Origin of the sequence: Clostridium sp. ZBS2 (genome assembly GCF_023845855.1) — a bacterium.
Taxonomy (GTDB): domain Bacteria; phylum Bacillota; class Clostridia; order Clostridiales; family Clostridiaceae; genus Clostridium; species Clostridium aquiflavi.
On the sequence record NZ_JAMQIF010000016.1, the window covers coordinates 173725 to 198985 of the forward strand.

Genomic DNA, 25261 nt, shown 5'->3' on the forward strand with positions numbered 1-25261 from the left:
GCTGTATTTTAGCAAAGTGTTGATATAATCTTTATTTAAAGTATATGTTTAATCCATCAATTCATTTATTAATGTATCTCCTGGATTTTTAATTTTTATATTATCAAAATATTGATAATAATAACATCTGATTGTTCCATTATATAACTTTCTATTTTTAGTAGATTTTATTCCTAACAATTTTTCAAATCCTTCAATAGATGTTAAAATATTAAAGTCCCACTCATTAAGTTTTCTCTTCATTTGGCCCATATAATTATAAAGAGGCTCTAATGTTTCTCTTTCACCAATTCTTTCACCATATGGTGGATTTGATATTATGAACCCATGCTTTTTAGAACTTGAAAAGCTCATGAAATCTCTCTTTTGGAATTTTATATACTTAGAAACTCCTGCTTTTTCAGCATTATCCATAGCAACTTTTAAAACTCTATAATCTATATCATATCCTATTAAATTTATTTCTTTATCTTTAACTGCTTTTTTAGCTCCATCTTTAACCATGGCAAATGTGTTTCTTATATCATCAGACCACTCTTCTGCCACGAAGTTTCTATTACATCCTGGTGCTATATTCAATGCTATCATAGCAGCTTCTATAAGTATAGTTCCTGATCCACAAAATGGATCTACAAGTTCAAAGTTATCATTCCATCTTGAAAGTAAAAGCATTGATGCTGCTAATGTTTCTTTTAATGGTGCTATTCCTGCTAGTTCTCTATATCCTCTTTTGTGTAATCCAGGACCAGTAGTATCTATTGTTAATGTTACTTTGTCTTTTAAAATAGCAACTTCTATTTTATATGTAGAACCACTTTCACTAAAAGTTTCAATTCCATAATGTTCACTCATACTGCTAACTACAGCTTTTTTTACTATAGATTGGCAATCAGGTACACTATGTAGTGTTGATTTTACAGATTTCCCTACAACATGCATAATTCCATCTTTAGGTATTATCTCATGCCATTTCACATTCTTAGTTCCTTGAAAAAGTTCCTCAAAAGATTTTGCTTCAAACTCAGCCATTTTAATTAATACTCTATCAGCAGTTCTTAAATGGACATTGGCTATAGCTATATCCATTTCATCTCCTTCAAATGTTACTTTCCCATTTTCAATTTCTAGATCTTCATAACCAAGCGCTCTCAATTCTTTTGCTGTTATGCTTTCTATACCAAAAGTACTTGTTGCAATTAAATTATACATATTTTGCTCCTTTTATAAAATTCATCTATTATACTAATTAATAGAATCATATATTTTTACAGAATCTTCTCCATCAATTTCATTTAACATAACTTTTATAACTTCATTTTTAGATGTAGGTATATTTTTACCAACATAATCTGCTCTTATAGGTAATTCCTTATGACCTCTATCTATTAAAACAGCTAATTGTATTCCTTCTGGCCTATCTAAGTCCATAACTGCATCAATAGCTGCTCTAACTGTTCTGCATGTATATAATACATCATCAACTAATATTACTTTTTTATCCTTTATAGTTGTTTCTATATCAATACTCTTAACTTTTGGATCTTTTTCAACTATAGTAAGATCATCTCTATATAAAGTTATATCAACATATCCAACATCTACTTTCCTACCTTCAATGCCTTCAATTTGCTCTGCTATTCTTTCTGCTAATGGATATCCCCTTCTTTTTATACCAATAAGGACTATATCTTCTACACCTTTATTTCTTTCAATTATTTCATGAGAAATTCTAATTAATGTTCTTTTTATCGCTTTATCATCTAATAAAGTTGATTTTAATTCCATAATTTCTTCCCCCTATTAATACTATATTTTATCTTAATTTTTGTAATACTTCTTCAAAATATTGTGGTAATTCTGTTGAAAATTCCATGTATTCATTTTTAGTTGGATGTATAAATCCTAATTTTTTAGCATGTAACATTTGTCCCTTTAATTTAAATCTTTGTTTTTTAAATCCATAAAGAGGGTCTCCAACTAAAGGATGATTAAGTGATGCCATATGTACTCTTATTTGATGTGTTCTACCTGTTTCAAGTTTACATTTTATAAGTGTATATCCTAAATCATATCTTTCTAAAACTTCATAATGAGTTACCGCTCTTCTTCCCTCTTGAGTTATTGCAATTTTTAGCCTATTTTTCTTGTCTCTTCCTAAAGGCTTATCTATGATTCCAGAATCATTCTTAAATCTGCCTTCTACTAAGGCATAATACTCTCTATTCATTGAATGATCTTTTAATTGAGAAGCCAATTTATTATGAGATTCATCATTTTTAGCTATTACTAATACACCTGAAGTATCTTTATCTATTCTATGTACTATTCCTGGTCTTATAACTCCATTTATACTAGATAAGTCAGTACAATGAAATAATAATGCATTTACCAGCGTTCCATTGTAATTACCTGGTGCTGGATGAACAACCATTCCTTGTTCTTTATTAACTACTATTATATCCTTATCTTCATATAATATATCTAAATCTATATTTTCAGATTCAACTTTTAAAGTTTCAGCTTCTGGTATTGTTATTGATATTTCATCCCAAGCTTTTAATTTATAATTGCTTTTAATTAATTCACTATTTACCTTAATGTTTTCTTTTTCAATAAGGCCTTGAACAAAAGAACGAGATTTTCCATTTAACATTTCGCTTAAATATTTATCTATTCTAGTTCCCTCATTCTCTTTGCTTACTGTTAAAATATTTTCTTCCATAAAAATAATAGCCTTTCTGTAAATATTCTCTCAATATTATAATATAATCCTATATATTACTCAACAAATATATATATAAATCACTAAATGTACTATAATGATTGTCGATTTTTTACCCATACAATAAAAATTTTTCATTGTAATATATTATCCCTTATCATTTAAATACTTTTTCCTTTTTATCATTAAATTATGTTTTAATCAAATAAATAAAAATACCTTTAAACTGTAATTATGCATAACAATTTAAAGGTAAATAAACTTACATAATATAAATTTTACTCCTTAGCAAAAAAGCTTTTTATTTCACTTAAATCCTCAGTAAGTGAATTTTTATCGTAATCAATCAAATCATCATCTGAAATTTCTACTTCTACTTCTTGATCAACAATATCTTTTTCTTTCATGTCTCCATCATCAATAGGTTCTGAAACATTATAATTTTTTATAAAATCTTTTTCTAAATCATCAAAAGTTTCAAGTTGAGTATTCATGAAATTTCTGTATTTTGCTCTAAATTTAATAAATTCTTGTTTAACTCTTTCATATTCATCATTAATGCCAATAACATCATTATGAGATTTATCAAGAACTTTTTGAGCAGTTTCATTTGCATTTTTAAGTACTAATTCGGCTTCTTTTTGTGCACTACTCTTAGCTTGTTCTGCTGCATTTTGTGCTAAAACTAATGTATTTTGAATTGTTGTTTCAATTTGTGAATAATGGTCAACTTTTTCTTGCATATTTGTTAACTTTTCTTTTAAATTAGAATTTTCTTTATATAGCTCTTCATAATTTTCTACTATTTCATCTAAAAATTCATCAACTTCTTCTACGTTATATCCTCTTAATCCTTTTTTAAATTCTTTATTTGTTATATCCATTGGTGTTAACTTCATAAACTCACCTCAACTATGTATATTTTTTTATAATCAGTTTATATTTTCCGCTTTTACTGCTTCCAATAACTTCTCCTACAATGAATTTTCCAATTCCTCTTATAACAATTCTCTCATCACTTTTAACTTCATAACTTTTATCTTTAATCTTATTATACTCAATTAAAACTTGACCTTGATCTATTAACATTTGAGCTTTTGCCCTAGATAACTTCGATATTTTTGAAACAATCCCATCAATTCTTAAAGATGAAACTAAAATAACATCCTCTTTAAATCTTATTTCAGGAAAGTCTCCCTCATTTTGTATTTCAGTAATACGGCAGGGAGTCTTTCCAATTTTATCAACATTAGATAATAGAAAATTTAATACGTCTTCATGTATAGGCAAATAACATACATTATCTTCAACTATTAAATCTCCAATTTTATTTCTTTCTATTCCTAGTGATAAGATTCCACCTAAAAAATCCTTATGCTCTAAATTGGAAAACTTAGATTTTCCTTCAACCTTAAGTAACCTTATAGGAAAAGGACTATCATAAATATTATTAAATGAAATCATTTTTCTTTCTGAATCCTTAAAAATACCTTCACAAGTAACTTTAAATTTGCTAGTTTCACAATTTTTCTTAAACCATTTCCATACCTTTGGTGAATAAAAACAATTCCCAAAAACAGGTATATCTTTATCTACTGCTAGCATATATTTTTCATATAAGTTTAATGCTTCAATTTTATCATCTTCCGAGAAATAATTAATTATTTTTTCTTTCATAATTAATAAATTATAGATAATATAACAGCCTTAATTATATCTAATGCAAAGATTGCAAAGATAGGTGAAAAATCTATCATCATATTTGGCATAAACTTATATTGAAGCTTTCTAAATGGTTCTAGTACCGGATAAGTGAAGCTACTTATTATATTAAGAAATTCATTTTGCTTTCCTGGAGAAATCCAAGAAGATATACATTCTATTAGTATAGCTAATTCTATTATTCTAAAAAGTATACTAATAAAATTCCCAATAATAAATGCCATGTCTCCTCCTATTTTGACCAATTAAATAAAGCTTTTGAACTTAATTCATTCTTTAACTCATTAGTTACTTCTACATTTGATGGAGAAAGGATATAAACACCTTTTTCTATTTGTTGAAGTTCCCCGCCTAAAGCATAACAAGAACCACTTATAAAATCTAATAATCTTTGTGCTATTTTTAATTCTAACAAAGTGGTATTTACTAAAACTATTCTTCTATTTTTTAAAGCATCACAAATTTCTGTTGCTTCTTCGTAATCAACCGGCTTTGTTATTGTCACTTTTGTTGTTGGCGATGTATGAATATTTACAACCTTGCTATTTTTTTTATTTGTAATAACAGGTTCTATCATGTCTTCTACATCATCATCTTCTGAATCTTCATAATTTTCATCATATTCATCATATTCATCATATTCTTCGTCCCCTAATCCTAAAAATGACTTCATTTTTGTTAATACATTACTCATTATTTTTCTCCTCCTGTATTATAATTTCTTTCTCCAAATATCCCCTGTCCAATTCTCACCAAGGTAGAACCTTCTTCTATTGCCTCATTAAAATCATGAGTCATTCCCATAGAAAGTACTTCCATTTTTATATTCTTATATTCCCTTACCTTTAAATAATCGAATATTTCCTTCGTTTCCTTAAAGTATTTTCTATTATTTTTTTCATCACCTTTAGGAATAATAACCATAATGCCTTTAACTAATACATGATTACAATTTTCAATAGCTTCTATTATGTCTGGTAGTTCTTCTTTTAATATTCCACTCTTACTTTCTTCTCTACCAATATTTATTTGAATTAATACATTTGCCACTGTATCATTTTTTTCAAAAACTTTTTCAATTTCATTTAAAAGTTTTATACTAGACAAAGAATGTATTAAGTGAACTTTATTCACTAAATATTTTACTTTATTAGTTTGAAGTTTACCTATTAAATGCCATCTTATATCCTTTGGAAGATTTTCTTCCTTATTAACAAGTTCTTGTACTTTATTTTCACCAAAATCTCTAATTCCTGCTTCGTATGCTTCTTTTAAATCCTCTATAGGTTTGGTTTTAGAAACAGCCAGGAGCTCTACATTTTTAGGAATTTCTAATTTTAGCTTTTCTATATTTTCCTTAATGCTCATAGTCTACTCCTTTTACTTATTATTCTCTATCTTTAATATTATTCTCTATAAAAATTAAATTTCCTTTAATAAAGTATATTAAAATTAAAATTTTTTAATTTTTTTTAATTATTTTCGTATCTTTTCATAAATTCAATCTCATTAGCAGCTCTACTTGGGAGCAATGTTATTTTATCTTTTTCTTCTATTTCTACATAAAGATTTCTAATTATAAGTTCTTTTACGTGACTTCCATCTTCTAACAATGCAGTCTTTAGCTTTTCTGGATCTCCAATTGCATATATACTAAATGGAGCTGACTCCATAGTATTATCATCAAATCCTATAAAAGCCCAATTACATATTACCCCTGTACATGGGACTACCCTATGATTATTAACACTAATAGCTTCTGCTCCTGCTTTTCGCAGCTCATTTAAAACTAATGCCATATCATTATCATGAAATATTTTATCCGTCACTTCAAACTGTGAGTCTTGTTCTAAATTAATGCTTGCATCATTTATTTTTAATACTATTCCAGGACCTTCAACTTGACTTGAGCCTACAAATAATTCATAATCTAAAATTTGAGCTTTCATATCTTCAAGAATTTTATCGTTCTTTTCATCTTCTTTCATATAGTCATTAATTTTATCTTTAATTTCACTATTATTTTCTTTTAGATTTCCTATTTCTTTATACAAATTAGCTCTTTCTTCTATAGCATCTTTATATTGTTTAGCATTTAACTCTACAAATGACTGTATTTCTCCAAGATTAATATTTGTTGAAATTAAAATTCCTAAAATTAAAGTTGTAAGAAAAATAAGGAATGTCTGCTTACTTTTATTCACAATCTCACCTACTTTAGCGCGATTTTAATTTTTCCAATAGGAGTCTTCTTATTATTGCAAAGTTATTAAAAATTCTTCCACCAAATACTATTACCGCCGCTATGTATATAGGAATTCCAAGTTTATCTCCAAGATATGCTAAACCTGCTGCAAGCAATGCATTACCAAAAAATCCTGATATAAATATATCTGTTTGAAAATTCTTAGATAAATTTGCTCTTACTGCACCAAAGACTGAATCTAAACATGCAAGTATTGCAACCGACATATATGGTGAAAAACTTTCAGAAATATTAACATCAAATACAAAACCTAATATGACTCCTATTAATAGACCAATTATTGCAATCAACTTTTTTCCTCCTTATAATTCTATTCTTTAACTGCTTTTATAAACTCATTCTTTATAGATTGAGTTGTTTTTAAAATCAATATATCATCACTTGTTTTAACTTCACAATTATAATTAGGAAGTGCTCCATAATCTAAAGACCCTGGAAAGGATATACCTACATTTAATCTTCCTTTATCTCCAATAACATTTATAGTTATTTTATCATTAGGATATATTCTGCCTGATGAACCTATAGATATACCATTACCGGCTATTTTTATTCCTGTTTGTGGTGTTATTCGTATATCATTTATAGAAATTGCCTCTGCTCCTGAATACCAAAGTAAATTTACAATATGAACAAGTTCTTCTTCACCTAAACTTACCCCACTTACTCCAGTGTTAGATTCAAATATTGATGTTTTAGGAGTTATTGTAATTACTACTCCTGGTCCTTTAACGTCAATTATACCCAAATTCATTCTTGAAGTATCTAACTTATTTTTAATTTCTTTTCCTAAATCGCCTTCTTTAGCAGCTGATTCTTCTAGTACCTTAAGTTCTTCTGATAATTCACTATTTGACTTTTGTAATTCCTCTTTTTCTTTTCTTAAGTTTTCTAGTTCTGCAATAATATTATTTTTATCATAATTGCTTATTTCCGTTGGACCGTTTTTATTTGATAACATCTTAAATTGATATGCCAATAAAAAACCTAAAAGTGCGCATACCAGTGCTACAAAAATTTGTGATTTAGATATCTTCATTTTTACCTACCTTTCCTATTCATGATAATATACAGGTGCACCTTCAAAACTAACATCTATGTATCCTTTAGTCATTGATACTTCTGGACTTGACACAATATGGATTACTTTATTCATTTTATCTAATAAATTTTCATCATTTCCTAGTCTTCCTTCTACTTCCCCTATATATACTTTAATATTAGTTAAATCCTGGAGATCAATAGATTTAATATTATATTCTGTTGGATTGTTTCTCACTATATCATAGAAAGTAGTTAATATTTCACTAATTCTATCATCATCTAAGACTTTTTCTCCAACTTCCCCTTCTTTATATTCAATACCTTTTATTTCTACTAAATTTCTTCCTTTTAAGTCATCAGTTCTTTCAAGTAAAACTAATCTATTACTTAAAATTAATTTATTTTTACCTTCATCTATATAGTAAATTCCCTCTTTTTCCACTATATTTATATTTATTTGTTTAGGAAATTTTTTTGTTACTGTCACAGACTCAACATAAGGATTTTTTTTAGCTTCATTTGTCAAATCAGACTTACTTACAAAAAAAATATTTTCTCCAAGTACCTTTTCACATCTCTCTTTTACATCTTCACCAGTTATTATTGGATTATTTGTAACTGCTACCTTTTTTACTATAAAAATATTTGATTTAGTAATAAATATTATTATTCCCATAATTAAAAAAAGAAGCGTTATTATTATTTTCTTTATGAATCTTTTACGCTTAGACTTTATAATATATTTATTTGTTTTTTTTACCATGCCCATCCCTATTTCTCTACTTAATAATATATATTTAAAATTTATCTTAAAATAAAATTTTTTAATAAATTTCTTATATAATAATACCACTTTGTTTGAAAATTTTCATCAACTTTTTAATAGATTTTACATAATAAGAAAAACTTAATAAAATAAGAGTCATAATTTTAAAATAATTATGACTCTTATTTTTATTTAAGGCTATGTTTTAGGAGTGTGTTGATATATGTATAAGTAAAGGTGAGTTTAGTAATTAAACCTATAAATACTAATTAAATATTCTCAAAGTCCAATTACAATTCCACTTCACCTATTGCATATATCAACATATAATTTTAAAGAATAACCTAATTTACTTATCCTTTTTTCCTTCTGTCTGACGCGATATATTTAAGAGGACTCCCATAGCTGCCATATTTATTACGAGGGACGTTCCTCCATAACTTATAAACGGCAATGGTACTCCTGTAACAGGCATTGAACCAGTTACAACTGCAATATTTATTAACGATTGTACTGCGACAACAGATGTTATACCAATTGCTAATAAAGTTCCATAAGTATCTTTTGCGCTCATAGCAACTTTTATACCTCTCCATATAAAAACTACAAAAAGCATTATTATACACAAACAACCAATAAGACCTAATTCTTCTCCTATTATTGCAAATATAAAATCATTATGTGGTTCTGGCATATATAATGTTTTTTGTCTTGATTGCCCTAACCCAAGACCTGTAATGCCTCCTGCACCTAATGCATAAAAAGATTGAATTAATTGATATCCATTTCCTGTTGGATCTTTCCATGGATCTATAAAGTTTAACATTCTTGCTCTTCTATAGCCTTCTCCTAAAGTAAATATAGTCGCTGCCGCTACCATGAGTGGAGCAACTATTCCAAATAGATGTTTTATTCTTCCACCAGCTGAAAAAAGAACAATAAATGTAACTATCATTATTACGGATGCTATACTTAAGTTTTTCTCTGCTAATACTAAAGCCGCATATATTCCTGAAACAAATAAATATGGTACTATACCAGTTGAAAAATTCTTTATTCCATCACCTTTCATTTCTATACTCTTAGCTAAAAATAGAACTACCACATATTTAGCTAGTTCAGATGGTTGAAATGATAATGGACCTATCTGAATCCATCTTTGAGCTCCATTTACTCCTGGAAATAAAAACACAACTAGCAATAGGGGTATACACCCTATCATAAGCCATAATGTATATCTTTTGATTTTATGGTAATCAATTGACATCGTTGTCCCTAAAACTATCATTCCTAAAACAGCCCAAACAAGTTGCCTTTTTAAAAAGTACATACTATCATTGTTTTTAAACATAGCATAATAAGAACTTGCAGAGTATACCATAACAACTCCAACTGCCAATAGTAAAACTACACTATAGAATATCCCATAATCTATTTGACCTATATTCTTTTTTTTGAGTTTACTAACTCTCATACACAAATCCTCCAAACTTAATTACTAAGTTAATTAAAATAATGTTATCGTATTAAGCTTTGTTTTAAGGCAGTGTTGATATTATACTAAAATATCAGCATTCATTTAAAACATAACCTTTCAATTATTTACTTTCAATTAATTAAAGTGCAATAAAGCCTATGATGCATAGTGTTAATGTTATTATTGAAAAGACTGTAACTAATTTAACCTCACTCCATCCACATTGTTCAAAATGATGATGGATAGGAGCCATTTTAAATACTCTTTTACCTGTCGTCTTAAAAGATGTTACTTGTATTATAACAGACAATGTTTCTATTACATATATTCCACCAACTATTATTATGAATAATGGCATTTTTAGTATTAAAGCTATTGTTCCTATTGCACCTCCAAGAGCTAATGATCCAGTATCCCCCATAAATATTTTTGCTGGGAAAGCATTAAACTTAAGAAATCCTAATAACGCACCTGCAAGAGCAATTGAAAACACTCCAACTTGATAATGTCCTGTTTTAAAACCTACTATTGCAAAGAAAGTTAAAACTATAACGGTTACTGATGACGCAAGACCATCTATTCCATCTGTAAGATTTACTGCATTAGTTGTTGCTGCATAATATACAACTACTAATGGTATATAGAAAATTCCTAAATTCAATTTAGAATTCATAAATGGAATTATAATATCTGTTCCTATATTAGTATATCCATAATAAGCTAACGCAATAGAAAATAGTAATAATAAAATCATCTTTTGATAAGCTCTTAGCCCTAAATTATCTTTATGAATTATTTTTAATATATCATCTAAAAACCCAATTACACCAAATGCAATCAATGAGTATAATATTATCATACCTTCATCAGTTGGTTTATATCCTATAATAAGCATTGTTACGCTCACTGAGATAAAGAATATAAGACCTCCCATAGTTGGAGTACCTGATTTTTTCAGATGGCTTTTAGGACCATCACTTCTTATGTTTTGACCAAATTTTAATTTATGCAGCATAGGTATAAATATCGGTCCTAAAACCATTGAAAACGCAAATCCCATTAATAATGCTGATAAAACTGTTGGATTTAATAATTCTTTTATTGTATCCCCCATCTTATACTGCCTTTTTTGGCAGTTCACCTCCTTTGTTATACTATAAAGCTTCTATATTTTTTACTATATCTTCAAATTTTGCTGATCTTGATGCTTTAACTAAAATAACATCTCCATCTTTTATTAAATTACATAAATAATTTTGTAATTCCTCTTTACAGTTAAAAGTCACTGCATCTTTTCCAAAACCACTTTTATAATCTTCTCTAAACTCACCTGTTGTTAAAACAATATCTGCTTTTCCTATTGCATCTTGACCTACCATTTCATGAGATGACTTAGCATGATCTCCAAGCTCTCCCATATCTCCTAACACAGCAATTTTTCTACTTCCACTATATGTTTTCAAAACACTTAAAGCAGATTTCATTGAATCTGGACTAGCATTATAGCAGTCATTTATTATTGTAAAATTATTTTTCTTTATAAACTCTAATCTCATAGAAGTAGCTTCAAAGTTATTTAGTCCTAGTTCCATTTCTTCAAATGTAATACCAAAGTTTTCTGATATTCTTATTCCTAAAAGCGCATTTAATATGTTATGTTCTCCCACCATATTTAATTTAAATCTATGACGCTCTCCATTACTATTAACTGCATCAAAAGAAGTACTTTCTTCAGTTAACTCTATGTTTTCTGCATATAAATCATATTCTTTATCATATCCAATTTTTTCAATTTTAAATTTATTATCTTCATTTACTTTTTGAAGCATATCATTTTCATAGTTTATTACTAAAGTATTATTTTCTTTAAAAAAGTCTGTTATGCTAAATTTTTCTTTAAGAATATTTTCCCTTGTCTTTAAATATTCTATATGAGATACTCCTACATTAGTAATTATAGCCATATCAGGTCTTGCAATATTAGTTAATCTATGAATTTCATTAAAGTTACTTGTTCCCATTTCAAGAACTGCAATATCATAACTTGAATCTAATTCAAAAATCATAAGTGGTAACCCTATTTCATTATTAAAGTTTCCTTTTGTCTTAAATACAGAATATTTTCCACTTAAAAAGGCTGCTACTAAATCTTTAGTAGATGTTTTACCTGTAGATCCTGTTATACCTACTACCTTTATCCCTAATTTTTCTCTATAGTATTTTGCTAAAGCTCCTAATGCTGATTTTGTATCATTTACTTTAATAATTGTTCCTTTGTCATTTAACTCTTCTAACTTAAAATTCACTTCATCTATTATTGCAACAGTTGATCCACCTTTTATTGCTTCAACCACATAATTATTTCCATTAAAATTATTACCCTTTAATGCTATAAATAAACTATTTTTATCAATTTTTCTTGTATCAGTTGAAATTTTTTCAAAATTTCCTTCATTATTTTTTATTAGCAATTCACCATTAATTGCTTTTAGTACTTCATTTAGAGTTAAATCCATAATACAATCTCACCTCTTATTATTTATCATCTAATATTTGTTTAACAACTTCTCTTTCATCAAAATGTATTGTTTTATCTTTTAAAATTTGATATGTTTCATGTCCCTTACCAGCTATTACTATCACATCATTTTCTTTAGCTATATCCATTGCTTTTTTTATAGCATCTTTTCTATTTTCTATAACTTCATAATTCTCTTTTTCTATTCCTACTAGTATATCCTCTATTATTCTCATAGGCTCTTCGCTTCTTGGGTTATCTGAAGTTACTATAGCTATATCTGCTATCTCAGTTCCTATTTTACCCATTTGAGGACGTTTTACCTTATCTCTATCCCCTCCACATCCAAAGATAGCAATTAATCTTCCTTGCGTAAATCCTCTTGCAGTTTCTAAGATGTTTTGTAATCCATCTGGAGTATGAGCGTAATCTATTATTATGTCATAAGGTAAATTATAATTAGTAGCTGTTCTTTCACATCTACCTGGAACTATAACTTTGTTAATTCCATCTTTTATAGATTCCATTGGTATATTTAACTTATAACATGCTCCTATAGCACCTAAAGCATTATATATATTGTATTCTCCTGGTATTGATAATATAAATTCTTCATCTTTTTCTAAATTAACTTTAAATCTTATGTTCTTACTTCCCAATTTTTCATCAAAGGCTTTAAAATTAGAGTCTTCCTTTATAGAATAATCATATATATTTTTTGCTTTTAGTTTATTTAAATCTTTTATTACTTGTTTTCCATAATTATCATCATTATTAATTATTCTTATATTGCTTCTCTTAAATAATTTAAATTTAGAATTATAGTAATTTTCAAAAGTCTTATGAAAATCTAAATGATCCCTTGTTAAATTCGTAAAAATTCCAACCTCAAAATCAACTCCATATACTCTATCTAATTCAAGAGAATGAGAAGATACTTCCATAACGCAATATTCTACACCCTTATTGACCATATTATTAAATAATTCTTGTAATTCTAATGATTCTGGTGTAGTTCTTTCCGTATGAAGCTTTTCATTTCCAATGTAATTAGCTATAGTTCCTATAAGCCCTACCTTTTTACCATTGGATTCTAGAATTGATTTTATCATAAATGCAGTTGTTGTTTTGCCATTAGTACCTGTTATACCAATAATCTTCATTTTTTTACTTGGATTATCGTAATAATTTATTCCAATAAGAGCCAAAGCTTTTCTAGTGTCTTTTACCTTAATAACAGATATATTCTTATTTAATATTTCTATATCATCTTGTATTATAATAACAGACGCGCCATTTTCAATTGCTTTTTGAATATATTTATGTCCATCTGTAGCATATCCTTTTATACAAATAAAAATATCGGACTTATTAACCTTTCTACTATCATAATTAATTGAAGATATTTCCTTGTCTAAACTTCCTTGTACAAGTTTATAGTCTATTCCCTTTAAAATATCTTTAAGGTTCATTTTTAACCATCTCCTTAAATAATATGCTTATTATGTTATTTAAATACTCTATAAAAGATTATTTTACAATAATTTAGCATGTGAGCAAAACCCACATGCTAAATTTTAACTTAAGTATTCTAATTAGTCTTTATAATCTGAATTTAAAGTTAATTTAACCGATGTGCCCTTGGTTATAACTTCTCCCGGATTAACATTTTGTTCTATTACCATACCTCCACCTTGGAAGATTGGTGTTATTCCAATACTAGTTAATAATTGATTAGCATCATCTTTAGAATATCCTCTTACATCAGGCATCACAACATTTTTATTATAAGACCCACTGTTACCTGTGTAAAGATTTATTTCAGATTCTTCCTTTACTGCATATCCTGGATATGGCTTCATATCTATAACAGTATCACCTGATTCATCTATAGAAAAATTTAACTTAGATTCTTTTAACACTTTCTTTGCTTCATCAACTTTCATTCCTCTAACCTCTGGAATAATAATATCTCTAGATATTTGACTTAAATTTTCATCAGAAAACTTACTATCTAAATAATTAAATATATCAGAGAATAGCATTTTAGCTGCTGGTGTACATACTTGACCTGCATAATATGAACCATTGCTTGGTTCATCTACTGTTACCATTACAGTTATCTTAGGATCATCTACTGGTGCCATACCAACAAAAGATGATATATATTGTCCTGAACCATAAGTACCATTTTCCGGATTCACCTTTTGAGCTGTTCCTGTTTTACCACCAATATGATACCCTTCCATAAAGGTTCCTGCACCAGATCCACCAGTTACAACTCTTTCAAGATAACTTCTAAGTTCTGCTGTTTTTTCCTTAGTTGCTACATCCGTTACTTTAGAATTAAATGATTCATCAACTATTTTAACTCCATTTTCACCACTATGAGTAATTTCCTTCATAACATGTGGTTGTATTAATTGACCACCATTTGCAACAGCATTAAAAGCTGTCATATATTGAACTGAATTTACAGTATTAGTTTGCCCGAAAGCTATAGTTGCTAAGTCTGTTTCTGAGATTTTATCAACCTTTTTAACAATGCCTCTTGTTTCTCCTGGTAAATCAATACCGCTTACTTTTCCAAATCCAAACTTTTCAATGTATTCACATAACTTTTCTTTTCCTATCATTTCTCCAAGCTTCATAAATCCAACATTACATGAATTTTGAATTATATCTGGAAACTTTTGAGCTCCATGGCCTTGTGTTCTCCAACACTTTATATATCTATTTCCAAAATGTAAGCCACCACCACATGTAAAATCAGTATTTGCATTTGCAATATTTTCTTCTAATGCAGTAATTGCTGTTATAACTTTAAAAATTGAGCCTGGTTCAAACATATCATTTACAAGTCTATTTCTCCACATCTTTTGTAATTTTTCTGATTCATTTGCACCTTCAAAATCTTCTGTGCCTTCATATGGAACATTAGGATTAAAATCAGGTTTATTAACCATAGCTAAAACCTCTCCACTTTTAGGATCCATAACTAATATAGATACTGCTTTAGCTTTATTATCTTCATATGTTTGCTGTGCTGCTTTTTCAGCAAAGAATTGAATATTCTCATCAATTGTTAAAGTTATATCCTTTCCATCTACTGGAGGTGTGAATTGTGATATTGTATAAGGTAATTCTCCACTATTTCTATCTAATTCTGAAATTTTCATTCCAGGTACTCCGGACAAATAACTATTATATTGTACTTCTACTCCAGTTAACCCTTGACCATCAATATTAGTGCTTCCGAGAACATGTGATAAAAAATTATTATTCGGATAATATCTTTTAGTATCTGGTGATACCAAAACACCACTAATGTTTAAATCCCTTACCTTATCAGCAGCATCTTTTTCAATTCTTCTTATAAGCGTTGCTGAACCAGCATCTGCTCCACTTGGAAGCTTAGTTTCTAATTTTTCTTTTACCTTTTCTGAATCTAAATCTAGAGCGTTTGCAATAACAGGAGCAATATCAGCAGTTGTTAAGGCTTCCTGTCCTGGTTTTACATTAATTCCAACACTACTAAGCTTTTCTCGTCTTTTTTCAGTTAAATCTTGCCTTAAAAAAGATCTTATAGAATTTAAATCAAAGTCAACTCTATACACATTAGCAGATACAGCTAATTCTTTGCCATTTCTGTCTAATATTCTTCCTCTTCTTGCATCTATTTTTACTTCGCTTGTCCATTGTTCTTCCGCTCTTGCTGCATATTCTTGCCTTTTAGCTATCATTATGTAAGATAGTCTAATACTTAGCACTAAAAACACACAACTCAATCCTGCAATAATTACAGTCATTCTTTTGCGCATTTTTGCTCTATCTTTATAATTTAGTTTTTTCACTACTTATAACTCCTCCATATAATTTCTATTAGATTAAGTGTCTCTTTTTTAAACTGTAATGTAATTAAAAATCCCCTTATAATTAGTCTAAAAAATACTTATCTAAGAATATGAAGCTATTAAGCACTTAAACTTTACTACTTATTTTAAATTAATAAAAAGTTACTATCTGAATTTGCTTATAAACTTAGATATAAAGCTCTGTTTTTTGTTAACCTCAGTATCAGTATTTGTTTCTAAATTTGCAAAATAATTTTCAGAAAAATCTATCTTTACTATGTCATCTTTAGTAGGTAACATCATTGATAACTGCTTTTCTGAAGTTTCTTGTATATTTTGTAAAGATCCAAATTTTAAAAGTTTAACTCTTAATGCTTCATTTGTTTCCTCAGCATTATTAATTTCACTATTTATTTTCCCTAAATTCTTTTGCATATTATAAACCTTAGCATCTCCTGCAATAGTCATAAGTCCTAATGAAACTATCAATATAGATATTATAAGAGTACTTTTTCTTGCTTCTATTTTTTCATTTTTTATCTTAATGCTCTTGTTCTTTTTAACTTTTCGTAAATTTTGTTTACTTTTCTTGGGTCTACTTACTATTCTTTTTCTCGATGGTTTTACTGCTGTACTACCTTTAATATAATCATATTCTTTTCCTTCCAATTTATTCACATCCCCGCTTAATTTATAACATAATAAAAATTAAATTTTATAACTTTTCAATTATTCTAAGTTTCGCACTCCTACTTCTTGGATTTTCTTCAACCTCTTCTTTAGTAGGTTCTATTCCTTTTCTAGATACTAACTTTACACTAGGTTTTTTACCGCAAATACACATTGGAAATTCCTTTGGACATGTGCATGGGTCATTAAGTTCTCTAAATTTAAGCTTAACTATTCTATCTTCTAAAGAATGGAAAGTTATTATTGCCATTCTTCCACCTGGATTTAATCTATTTACACCATCTTCAATAGTTTGGTTAAGTATTTTAAGTTCTGAATTTACTTCTATTCTTATAGCTTGAAAAGTTCTCTTTGCTGGGTGTGGACCTTCTCTTCTCGCTTTTGCTGGAATAGCTGCTTTAATTATGTCAACTAGCTCAATAGTAGTTTTTATAGGATTTTCGCTTCTTCTATTTACTATGCAGTTTGAAATTCTTTTTGCAAATCTTTCTTCACCATAATTTTTTATTATTTTGTATAATTCATCTTCGCTATATTCATTTACGATTTCATAAGCTGAAAAATCATTATCTCTATTCATTCTCATATCTAAAGGAGCATCTTTCATATAGCTAAAGCCTCTTTCTCCTTCGTCTAATTGGTAAGAAGATACTCCAAGATCCATCAATATTCCATCCACTTTAGGTATATCTAAATTTTGAAGAATATTATCTATGTCATAAAAATTACTATGAACATATTTTACATTTTCAAACCTTTTCAATCTTTCTTTTGCTGCTTTTAAAGCATCCCTGTCTTGATCTATTCCTATTAATACCCCGTCCTTTGATAAACGCTCTAATATATGAGATGAATGTCCTGCTCCACCTAGTGTACAGTCAACATAAATTCCATTCTCCTTTATATCTAATGCATCTAAGCATTCGTTTAGTAAAACTGAAATATGTTTAAATTCCATATTAAAAACTCCTTATATTCCTAAATCATTCATTTTTTCTGCAATCAGATCATAATCTATATCTGATTCATTGTAATTAATCCACTTTTCCCTGCTCCAAATCTCAACTCTAGATAATACCCCTATACTTACTATGTCCTTTTCTATGCCTGCATATTCTTTTAAATTTTGTGGAATTAATCCTCTTCCTTGCTTATCTAATTCTACTATACATGCACCAGAAAAAAAGAATCTTACAAATGCTCTTGCATCTCTATTTGTCAAAGGTAAGGTTTTAAGCTTATTCTCCAAAATTCCCCATTCATTAATTGTATAAGCATAAATACATCCATCAAGACCTTTGGTTATTACAAACTTATCTCCTAAGTCTTCTCTTAGCTTTGCTGGAACAATCATTCTGTTTTTAGAATCTAATGAATGTTGATATTCTCCAATAAACATTAATTTACCCTCACCTTAATAATTTACAGCAATTTAAGCTCTATTTCAATCCACTTTAAACCACTTTAAACCACTTTATAATATTTATTCTATATAAATATTATATTTCCTTCCATATACTTAGTTTTTTTGAAATTTAATTAAATTTTTTAAACAAATAATAAAATTTTTATCTTTTTTTTCCATTTCTAAAATCATAGAGTAAATTTCCAAATATAAGAAATATAAAAATTAATATTAACCAAATTGGACCTTCAATTGGAGATTCTAATGAATTTGTAGCAGCTTTGTATAAAAAATAAAAATATATGACATAACCATTAAATAAAACTATATTAATATATTTTTCCTTTTTATTTTTTTCTATCGTAAATTTTACAATTAACTTAACTGTATATATACTTTTCCAAACAATTATTGCTGTAATTAAAAACACTAATACTAAATTCATAAAATTTCTCCTGATTTAATTCTTCTTAATATATACTTATTTAAATTTAGTTAAAAGTATCTTAAATAAATAAAAAAAATTAAAATAAAATTTTAATTTACAGTACTATTACTTTAATGTATATATTTTCAAATATATTTTTGATATAATTTTATTTATAAAAATTTTTGCTTATTTTTGCGGAGGGCTTATTCTTGAAAAAAAACATTGAATTAAAAACTATAAACACAAGAAGAATTTATAATTTAGATGATTATAAATATGGTTTAAAGAAAGGGATTCCAATTGCACTTGGATATCTATCTGTTTCTATTACCTTTGGAATGATGGCTGTACGGGGAGGCCTTAGTCCATGGATTGCAATATTAATATCAATGACTAACTTAACATCAGCAGGTCAATTTGCTGGTATTAACCTAATATTTATTTCTGCTTCTTATTTGGAAATAGCTTTAACTATATTTGTTATAAATATTAGGTATATGCTTATGTCATTATCTCTATCTCAAAAAATGCAATATAAAATACCTTTGTTTAAACGTTTTATAATATCCTTTGGTGTAACAGATGAAACATTTACACTTGCATCACTTGAAAAAGATGAATTAAGTTCTGAATTTATGTTAGGATTAATGACTCTTCCATATTTAGGTTGGGCATTAGGAACTTTTATAGGTGCTGTAACTACTAAAATATTACCTGCTTCTTTACAAGATTCTTTAGGTATAGCCTTATACGCTATGTTTATTGCTTTAATAATACCACAAATTAAAAAGTCCAAGCCTATATTAGTAGTGGTTATTATTGCTGTTACAATTAGTTGTATCTTTAGATATATTCCTTGTTTAAATAGAGTTTCTTCTGGATTTGTTGTTATTGTTGCATCAATAGTCTCTTCTGCAATTGGTGCTTATCTTTTTCCTATAAAGGAGGTTTTATAAATGTATATAATTGTTTGTGTAATAATTATGGCTGTAGTTACTTACATACCTAGAGTAATTCCATTAACTATATTTAACAAAAAAATAAACTCAATATTTATTAAATCTCTCTTGAATTATATTCCATATGCTGTTTTAGGTGCTATGACATTTCCTAGTATATTTTATAGTACAGAAAACATGTTATATTCAACTGTAGGAACTTTAGCTGCTATAGTTTTAGCATATTTTGAAAAAGATTTGCTTATTGTTGCAGTTTCTTCAGTCTTAGTTATTTATTGTTTAAATATCTTTGTATAGAAGAACAAAATAGTTGTACCATATTTTATTAGTTGAAAGTGGAAATAAAAAATTCCACAATTTCCTACATAAAAAAAGTATAGTTAATATTTTTTAATATTAACTATACTTTTTTAAATTATTTTTTCATAGCTTCTAAAGCTGCTATATTTAATAAGCTCCAAGGTTTATTAAAATGTGGTTGGAAGAAGAAATCTGTCATTGCGAGTTCTTCAACAGTCATATTATTTTGAATAACTACTGAAAGTGTATTCATAAATTGTGTTAAATCTAAATTAGATATTATTTGGCCACCAAGAACTCTTCTTGTTTCTTTATCAAAAACTAATTTTAAGCATGCTTCTTCAAAAGTTGGCATAAATTCTGGTCTATAATTATCTTTAACTACTACTGATTCTACATTAAATGAAGTTGTACTTTTTGCAACTTCTTCTGTTAGTCCAGTTGAAGCTATACACTTTTCGTATATCTTAATACCTGATGTCCCTTGAGTACCCATATACTTTAATGTTGGATTTTCTATATTCATTGCAACTAATGTTCCCATTCTAACAGCATTTGTTGCAAGTGGAATATATCTTGTATCACCTGCTGGATTATATTTTACTACACAACAATCTCCAGCTGCAAAAACATCTTCTTTGCTTGTTCTCATATACTCATCTATTATGATTGCACCATTAGGTAATGTTTCTAATTTTCCTTTTACTAATGCTGCGCTAGGTGCAAAGCCAATACATAATATAACTAAATCCCCTTCATAAGTTCCACTATCAGTTACTACATGTGTTACTTTACCATTTTCACCTTTAAAACATTTTACCTTTTCACCTAAAACTATATTTACATTATGATTTTTAAATTCTGTTTCTGCTATATCAGTAAATTCTTCATCTAAATATTTAGCCATTATCCTTTTTTCTGCATCAATTAAAGTAACATTTTTATTTTTCATTTGAAAAGCTTCTGCAAGTTCAACACCAATATATCCTGCCCCTATTATAACTACATTTTTTGCATCTTTACATTTTGCTTCAATAACTTTTGCATGATTATAATTTTTGCATAAAATAATATTTTCTAATTCTCCACCTTCGAATTTAGGTACTATTGGCCAAGATCCTAAAGTAAGAACTAATTTATCATAATTATCTTCAAAAATTTCTTCTGAATCTAAATTTTTAACTTTAATTTTTTTATTATCAAAATCTATATCTAAAACATCATGTTTCATATTAGTTAAAATTCCAAGAGATTTTAAATTTTCTGGTGAATTATAGAAAAGCTTTTCTGTTTCAGTAACAATCCCTCCTATACTTAAAGCAATACCACATGATAAAAACGATATGTTATCATTTCTTTCATAAACTGTTATTTCACTTTCTGGATAGCGTTCCTTTAAATTAACAATGGTAGCTGTTCCTGCATGAGTACATCCTATTACAACAATTTTCATAATATATTTCCCCTTTAAATTATAAATATTCTTTATTAAAAAATAATAATTATCTTTTAATACATAATACACCTTATGTTTAAAAAGGTAAATACCATTTAAATATTTTTAATTAATTTTACCCTTTTACTACAAGGTATATACTTATAATTTAGCATCTATTTTCTTTCTTTGTACCATCAAATAATAATGATAATAAAATGCTTGTAAGTAATATTATCATTATTATTAGTACTGAATTTACAACTGATATCTCAATTCCAAATTGAATTATTATAAGCTTTATTCCTGTAAACATTAATATAAATCCAACTCCATATTTCATAAATCTAAACATGCTATTCATTTTAGCTAGTACATAATACATACTTCTTAATCCAAGTATTGCAAATATATTAGATGTATACACTATAAATGTGTCTGTAGTTATTGAGAATATTGCTGGTATTGAATCCAAAGCAAATATTACATCTGAAAATTCTATAACTAATAAAGCAACAAATAATGGAGTTGCATAAAGAATTTTATTTTTTCTTTCAAAAAACTTCTTATTATTAATTGTATTACTTACGGGCATAACCTTCCTTAATAATTTAACAGCAAAATTATCATGAAATTGTATATTATCTTCTTTAGAAAACAACATTTTAAATCCACTGAATAATAATACCACTCCAAAAATATAAAGAATCCAATGGAATTTATTTACTATAGTAACACCAAGTAAAATAAATATAAGACGTAGTACCATAGCTCCAATAACTCCATATAATAAAACTCTTTCTTGATATTCTTCTCTTATTCCAAAGCTTGAAAATATCATTAAGAATAAGAATAAATTATCCAAGCTTAAAGACATTTCTATTATGTAGCCTCCAAAATATTCAATTGCAGCACTTTCTCCCTTAAAATGAAAAATAAATAGATTAAATATTATAGATAAAATTATCCAAAAACTTAAATTACGTAATGATTTTTTTGTTTCCATAAAATAACTCCTTATTAACATTCTTAAAGTATATATATTATTTTTCTTCTAAATATATCCTTACATAATAAAAGTTTAATTTTAAAAATATAATTTTTTAAAGAAAAAAGGAACCTTAATCAAAGGTTCCTCTTAGTATTAAAAAATATGTTATACATTGAATCTGAAGTTAACTACATCTCCATCTTCCATTATGTACTCTTTTCCTTCAAGTCTGAACTTACCTTTTTCTTTTGCTGCTGCTTCTGATCCACATTCAACTAGATCATCATATCCAACAACTTCAGCTCTGATAAATCCTCTTTCAATATCAGTATGGATTTTACCAGCAGCTTGTGGAGCTTTAGTCCCTCTTTTAATAGTCCAAGCTCTAACTTCTTGAACTCCAGCTGTTAAGAAACTCATAAGTCCTAATAATTTATAACTTGCTTCAATTAACTTATCAAGACCAGATTCTTCCAATCCATATTCTCTTAACATTTCATTTTTTTCGTCATCTTCTAATCCAGATAATTCTTCTTCTATTTTAGCACTTACAACTATTACTTCTGAATTTTCAGATGCTGCATATTCTTTTACTGTTTTCACATATTTATTTTCGAAGTTTCCTTCCATAACATCATCTTCGGAAATATTACAAGCATATAAAACAGGCTTTGAAGTAATTAAGAATAATCCTTTTACAAAAGCTTGCTCTTCATCTGTAAATTCTAAAGTTCTTGCTGGTTTATTAGATTCTAATTGTTCTTTAATTTTTTCCATAATTCCATATTCAAACTTAGCAGTTTTATCACCAGATCTTACAAGTTTTATACCTTTTTCCATTCTTCTTTCTAAAACTTCTAAATCTGAAAAAATTAATTCTAAGTTTATAGTTTCAATATCTCTTATTGGATCAACAGTACCTTCAACATGAACAACATTTTCATCATCAAAACATCTTACAACGTGAACTATTGATTCAACTTCTCTAATATTGGCTAAAAATTTATTTCCTAAACCTTCACCTTTTGAAGCTCCTTTAACTAATCCTGCTATATCATAGAATTCTATTGCTGTATATATTTTTTTCTTTGTGTTATACATCTTTTCTAAGACATCTAATCTCTTATCTGGAACACTAACTACTCCCACATTTGGTTCAATGGTACAGAATGGGTAATTAGCTGATTCTGCTCCAGCTTTTGTTATCGCATTAAATAATGTACTTTTACCTACATTCGGCAATCCTACAATTCCTAACTTCATTTATGTACAGTCCTTTCTAACATTTAATACACCTTTAAAAATTATACTCTAGAACGTCTTTCTTTTCAACTAAATATGTTTGATGTTATAGTATGAAGCTTGTAGGCAGAGATTTTTGCTTTAACACACCTAAAATAAATAGTTACTTAAATAAAAATCTATATTTAATAGAAATTACCATGATTAATAGTTTGATAAAATACAAACAATATTTTATATGAACATATTCTAAATCTGTAGAAATTTATTATTCTATATAATATTTAGAAAACGTTATGTAAAATAAGCTATATTTTAAGCCACTATTGGTGTTTTAGTATATATGCTAAATAAAATTGGAGTTTGTTTTATACTACAACATCAATGTTATTTTTAAATATAGCTAAAATAAATAATTTTAAGATAGAAGGTGGAAATTTGAAAAAATATTATAAAAAATCAATTTTAGCTTTATTAGTTTCAGTGTTAACTATAAATTCTCTTGCTACACCTATTAATGCCAAATCCAAAAAGCCCAAGGAAGATGAAATGGAGCAATTTATAGAATTTGAAGAAAATAAAGTTAAAGATATATTTTCATTGTTTTCCGATCAAGGAGAACTAAATTGGTATTATGTAGGTAAAGGTAAAGATAATGTAGCTGAAGGGCCAAAAGAGTCAGTAGATTTCCTAAAAGAAAATGATGCTTGTTATCTAGGAGATACATCTAAAAAAGTAATATATCTTACTTTTGATGAAGGATATGAAAATGGTAATACAGGTAAAATATTAGATACATTAAAAAAATTAAATGTACCTGCTGCCTTTTTTGTTGTTAAACCTTATATTGATACTGAGCCTGACTTAATTAAAAGAATGGTTGATGAGGGACATTTAGTGTGTAATCATTCATCTCATCATCCTTCAATGGCATCAATTCATGATAAAGCTAAATTTGAATCAGAATTTACTGAAGTAGAGGAAGCTTATAAAAAGGTTGTAGGGAAAGATATGCCAAAATATTTTAGACCACCAATGGGTAAATATTCAAAAGATTCTTTAAAAATGACAAAAGACTTAGGATATAAATCTGTATTTTGGAGTTTTGCTTATAAAGATTGGTTAGTAAAAAATCAACCTGCTGAAAGTTTTGCAATAAATAAGATAACTAACGGTGCTCATCCCGGATGTATAATGCTTCTTCATGCTGTATCTGATACTAATGCTAAAATATTAGATACTGTTATAAAAAAATTACAAGATGATGGATATGAATTTAAATCCTTAAATGAACTTCCAACAGAATAAAGATATTTAGACTATTCTTAAACAATGCTTTTAAATATATAAAAAGGAACTATACATAATTTTTATTCATTATGCATAGTCCCTTTTCTATTTAAGACTATAATTTTTAAAGATGTTTATATATGCATAAGC

27 protein-coding genes are annotated in these 25261 nt (G+C 27.5%); 3 read left to right on the plus strand and 24 right to left on the minus strand.

What is annotated here, in order from left to right:
• Positions 1-48 precede the first annotated feature (48 nt).
• The 21 genes from NG918_RS10205 to NG918_RS10305 all read right to left on the minus strand — a co-directional run bounded on the left by NG918_RS10205 (position 49) and on the right by NG918_RS10305 (position 18909).
• Positions 49-1209 carry a THUMP domain-containing class I SAM-dependent RNA methyltransferase gene (locus tag NG918_RS10205; RefSeq protein WP_252213307.1) on the minus strand — a complete coding sequence of 387 codons (1161 nt, stop codon included), beginning with the start codon at positions 1207-1209 and terminating at the stop codon, positions 49-51.
• 33 nt (positions 1210-1242) lie between these two features.
• Positions 1243-1785: a bifunctional pyr operon transcriptional regulator/uracil phosphoribosyltransferase PyrR gene (pyrR, locus tag NG918_RS10210; protein ID WP_252213304.1), complete on the minus strand. Its 543-nt coding sequence runs from the start codon at positions 1783-1785 to the stop codon at positions 1243-1245.
• A 28-nt stretch (positions 1786-1813) separates the two neighbouring features.
• The gene (locus NG918_RS10215) at positions 1814-2722 is read right to left on the minus strand and encodes an RluA family pseudouridine synthase (RefSeq protein WP_252226036.1); all 909 of its coding nucleotides are present in this window, start codon (positions 2720-2722) and stop codon (positions 1814-1816) included.
• A 278-nt stretch (positions 2723-3000) separates the two neighbouring features.
• Entirely contained in the window at positions 3001-3621 is a 621-nt protein-coding gene (locus NG918_RS10220) for a DivIVA domain-containing protein (RefSeq protein WP_252213298.1), read from the minus strand.
• Between the two features lie 13 nt (positions 3622-3634).
• Positions 3635-4399, minus strand: coding sequence for a YlmH family RNA-binding protein (locus tag NG918_RS10225; protein WP_252226039.1), 765 nt, complete (start codon positions 4397-4399; stop codon positions 3635-3637).
• Between the two features lie 2 nt (positions 4400-4401).
• Entirely contained in the window at positions 4402-4668 is a 267-nt protein-coding gene (locus tag NG918_RS10230; protein ID WP_252213292.1) for a YggT family protein, read from the minus strand.
• Positions 4669-4676: 8 nt separating this feature from the next.
• Positions 4677-5138, minus strand: coding sequence for a cell division protein SepF (locus tag NG918_RS10235; RefSeq protein WP_252213289.1), 462 nt, complete (start codon positions 5136-5138; stop codon positions 4677-4679).
• Positions 5138-5812: a YggS family pyridoxal phosphate-dependent enzyme gene (locus tag NG918_RS10240; RefSeq protein ID WP_252213286.1), complete on the minus strand. Its 675-nt coding sequence runs from the start codon at positions 5810-5812 to the stop codon at positions 5138-5140. Before NG918_RS10240 ends, NG918_RS10235 begins: the two co-directional genes overlap by 1 nt.
• Before the next feature lie 104 nt (positions 5813-5916).
• A complete protein-coding gene (locus tag NG918_RS10245) occupies positions 5917-6648 on the minus strand; it encodes a DUF881 domain-containing protein (RefSeq protein ID WP_252213283.1) in 732 nt (243 codons plus the stop codon).
• 13 nt (positions 6649-6661) lie between these two features.
• On the minus strand, positions 6662-7000 hold the full coding sequence (locus NG918_RS10250; protein ID WP_003371191.1) for a small basic family protein: 339 nt from the start codon (positions 6998-7000) through the stop codon (positions 6662-6664).
• 20 nt (positions 7001-7020) lie between these two features.
• Entirely contained in the window at positions 7021-7749 is a 729-nt protein-coding gene (locus NG918_RS10255; protein ID WP_252213280.1) for a DUF881 domain-containing protein, read from the minus strand.
• A 15-nt stretch (positions 7750-7764) separates the two neighbouring features.
• The gene (locus NG918_RS10260) at positions 7765-8430 is read right to left on the minus strand and encodes a cell division protein FtsQ/DivIB (protein ID WP_252213277.1); all 666 of its coding nucleotides are present in this window, start codon (positions 8428-8430) and stop codon (positions 7765-7767) included.
• Between the two features lie 439 nt (positions 8431-8869).
• Positions 8870-9994 (minus strand): stage V sporulation protein E, encoded by a 1125-nt coding sequence (gene spoVE, locus NG918_RS10265; RefSeq protein ID WP_252226042.1) that lies wholly within the window; start codon positions 9992-9994, stop codon positions 8870-8872.
• Between the two features lie 142 nt (positions 9995-10136).
• Positions 10137-11111, minus strand: a complete 975-nt coding sequence (gene mraY, locus NG918_RS10270; protein WP_252226044.1) for a phospho-N-acetylmuramoyl-pentapeptide-transferase — start codon at positions 11109-11111, stop codon at positions 10137-10139.
• A gap of 40 nt (positions 11112-11151) precedes the next feature.
• Positions 11152-12513: a UDP-N-acetylmuramoyl-tripeptide--D-alanyl-D-alanine ligase gene (locus tag NG918_RS10275; protein ID WP_252226046.1), complete on the minus strand. Its 1362-nt coding sequence runs from the start codon at positions 12511-12513 to the stop codon at positions 11152-11154.
• 19 nt (positions 12514-12532) lie between these two features.
• On the minus strand, positions 12533-13987 hold the full coding sequence (locus tag NG918_RS10280) for a UDP-N-acetylmuramoyl-L-alanyl-D-glutamate--2,6-diaminopimelate ligase (protein WP_252213265.1): 1455 nt from the start codon (positions 13985-13987) through the stop codon (positions 12533-12535).
• Positions 13988-14110: 123 nt separating this feature from the next.
• The gene (locus NG918_RS10285; protein WP_252213262.1) at positions 14111-16369 is read right to left on the minus strand and encodes a stage V sporulation protein D; all 2259 of its coding nucleotides are present in this window, start codon (positions 16367-16369) and stop codon (positions 14111-14113) included.
• A 165-nt stretch (positions 16370-16534) separates the two neighbouring features.
• A complete protein-coding gene (locus tag NG918_RS10290; RefSeq protein WP_252226048.1) occupies positions 16535-17047 on the minus strand; it encodes a cell division protein FtsL in 513 nt (170 codons plus the stop codon).
• Between the two features lie 37 nt (positions 17048-17084).
• Positions 17085-18017, minus strand: a complete 933-nt coding sequence (gene rsmH / locus NG918_RS10295) for a 16S rRNA (cytosine(1402)-N(4))-methyltransferase RsmH (protein ID WP_252226051.1) — start codon at positions 18015-18017, stop codon at positions 17085-17087.
• Positions 18018-18029: 12 nt separating this feature from the next.
• The gene (gene mraZ / locus NG918_RS10300) at positions 18030-18458 is read right to left on the minus strand and encodes a division/cell wall cluster transcriptional repressor MraZ (RefSeq protein ID WP_252213253.1); all 429 of its coding nucleotides are present in this window, start codon (positions 18456-18458) and stop codon (positions 18030-18032) included.
• Positions 18459-18627: 169 nt separating this feature from the next.
• Complete coding sequence (locus tag NG918_RS10305) at positions 18628-18909, minus strand: hypothetical protein (protein WP_252213250.1); 282 nt, start codon at positions 18907-18909, stop codon at positions 18628-18630.
• A gap of 194 nt (positions 18910-19103) precedes the next feature.
• Between NG918_RS10305 and NG918_RS10310 the strand changes: the two genes are divergently transcribed.
• Together NG918_RS10310 and NG918_RS10315 are read left to right on the plus strand one after the other, a co-directional pair.
• Positions 19104-19850 carry an AzlC family ABC transporter permease gene (locus NG918_RS10310; RefSeq protein ID WP_252213247.1) on the plus strand — a complete coding sequence of 249 codons (747 nt, stop codon included), beginning with the start codon at positions 19104-19106 and terminating at the stop codon, positions 19848-19850.
• Entirely contained in the window at positions 19851-20150 is a 300-nt protein-coding gene (locus NG918_RS10315; RefSeq protein WP_252213244.1) for an AzlD domain-containing protein, read from the plus strand.
• Positions 20151-20268: 118 nt separating this feature from the next.
• Here NG918_RS10315 and NG918_RS10320 read toward each other — a convergent pair whose 3' ends face one another.
• The 3 genes from NG918_RS10320 to ychF all read right to left on the minus strand — a co-directional run bounded on the left by NG918_RS10320 (position 20269) and on the right by ychF (position 23842).
• A complete protein-coding gene (locus tag NG918_RS10320) occupies positions 20269-21606 on the minus strand; it encodes an FAD-dependent oxidoreductase (protein ID WP_252226054.1) in 1338 nt (445 codons plus the stop codon).
• Between the two features lie 151 nt (positions 21607-21757).
• Positions 21758-22594 carry a TerC/Alx family metal homeostasis membrane protein gene (locus NG918_RS10325; protein WP_252213238.1) on the minus strand — a complete coding sequence of 279 codons (837 nt, stop codon included), beginning with the start codon at positions 22592-22594 and terminating at the stop codon, positions 21758-21760.
• Positions 22595-22744: 150 nt separating this feature from the next.
• Positions 22745-23842: a redox-regulated ATPase YchF gene (gene ychF / locus NG918_RS10330; protein ID WP_252213234.1), complete on the minus strand. Its 1098-nt coding sequence runs from the start codon at positions 23840-23842 to the stop codon at positions 22745-22747.
• 363 nt (positions 23843-24205) lie between these two features.
• Between ychF and pdaA the strand changes: the two genes are divergently transcribed.
• Positions 24206-25129 (plus strand): delta-lactam-biosynthetic de-N-acetylase, encoded by a 924-nt coding sequence (gene pdaA / locus NG918_RS10335; RefSeq protein ID WP_252226140.1) that lies wholly within the window; start codon positions 24206-24208, stop codon positions 25127-25129.
• Positions 25130-25261: the final 132 nt, after the last annotated feature.

Excerpts from the sequence above, each read along its gene's own strand:
- NG918_RS10205 (WP_252213307.1), bottom strand. The coding sequence starts at position 1,209 with ATGTATAATTTAATTGCAACAAGTACTTTTGGTATAGAAAGCATAACA.
- pyrR (WP_252213304.1), bottom strand. The coding sequence starts at position 1,785 with ATGGAATTAAAATCAACTTTATTAGATGATAAAGCGATAAAAAGAACA.
- NG918_RS10215 (WP_252226036.1), bottom strand. The coding sequence starts at position 2,722 with ATGGAAGAAAATATTTTAACAGTAAGCAAAGAGAATGAGGGAACTAGA.
- NG918_RS10220 (WP_252213298.1), bottom strand. The coding sequence starts at position 3,621 with ATGAAGTTAACACCAATGGATATAACAAATAAAGAATTTAAAAAAGGA.
- NG918_RS10225 (WP_252226039.1), bottom strand. The coding sequence starts at position 4,399 with ATGAAAGAAAAAATAATTAATTATTTCTCGGAAGATGATAAAATTGAA.
- NG918_RS10230 (WP_252213292.1), bottom strand. The coding sequence starts at position 4,668 with ATGGCATTTATTATTGGGAATTTTATTAGTATACTTTTTAGAATAATA.
- NG918_RS10235 (WP_252213289.1), bottom strand. The coding sequence starts at position 5,138 with ATGAGTAATGTATTAACAAAAATGAAGTCATTTTTAGGATTAGGGGAC.
- NG918_RS10240 (WP_252213286.1), bottom strand. The coding sequence starts at position 5,812 with ATGAGCATTAAGGAAAATATAGAAAAGCTAAAATTAGAAATTCCTAAA.
- NG918_RS10255 (WP_252213280.1), bottom strand. The coding sequence starts at position 7,749 with ATGAAGATATCTAAATCACAAATTTTTGTAGCACTGGTATGCGCACTT.
- NG918_RS10260 (WP_252213277.1), bottom strand. The coding sequence starts at position 8,430 with ATGGGAATAATAATATTTATTACTAAATCAAATATTTTTATAGTAAAA.
- spoVE (WP_252226042.1), bottom strand. The coding sequence starts at position 9,994 with ATGAGAGTTAGTAAACTCAAAAAAAAGAATATAGGTCAAATAGATTAT.
- mraY (WP_252226044.1), bottom strand. The coding sequence starts at position 11,111 with ATGGGGGATACAATAAAAGAATTATTAAATCCAACAGTTTTATCAGCA.
- NG918_RS10275 (WP_252226046.1), bottom strand. The coding sequence starts at position 12,513 with ATGGATTTAACTCTAAATGAAGTACTAAAAGCAATTAATGGTGAATTG.
- NG918_RS10280 (WP_252213265.1), bottom strand. The coding sequence starts at position 13,987 with ATGAACCTTAAAGATATTTTAAAGGGAATAGACTATAAACTTGTACAA.
- rsmH (WP_252226051.1), bottom strand. The coding sequence starts at position 18,017 with ATGGAATTTAAACATATTTCAGTTTTACTAAACGAATGCTTAGATGCA.
- mraZ (WP_252213253.1), bottom strand. The coding sequence starts at position 18,458 with ATGTTTATTGGAGAATATCAACATTCATTAGATTCTAAAAACAGAATG.
- NG918_RS10305 (WP_252213250.1), bottom strand. The coding sequence starts at position 18,909 with ATGAATTTAGTATTAGTGTTTTTAATTACAGCAATAATTGTTTGGAAA.
- NG918_RS10315 (WP_252213244.1), top strand. The coding sequence starts at position 19,851 with ATGTATATAATTGTTTGTGTAATAATTATGGCTGTAGTTACTTACATA.
- NG918_RS10320 (WP_252226054.1), bottom strand. The coding sequence starts at position 21,606 with ATGAAAATTGTTGTAATAGGATGTACTCATGCAGGAACAGCTACCATT.
- NG918_RS10325 (WP_252213238.1), bottom strand. The coding sequence starts at position 22,594 with ATGGAAACAAAAAAATCATTACGTAATTTAAGTTTTTGGATAATTTTA.
- ychF (WP_252213234.1), bottom strand. The coding sequence starts at position 23,842 with ATGAAGTTAGGAATTGTAGGATTGCCGAATGTAGGTAAAAGTACATTA.
- pdaA (WP_252226140.1), top strand. The coding sequence starts at position 24,206 with ATGTTATTTTTAAATATAGCTAAAATAAATAATTTTAAGATAGAAGGT.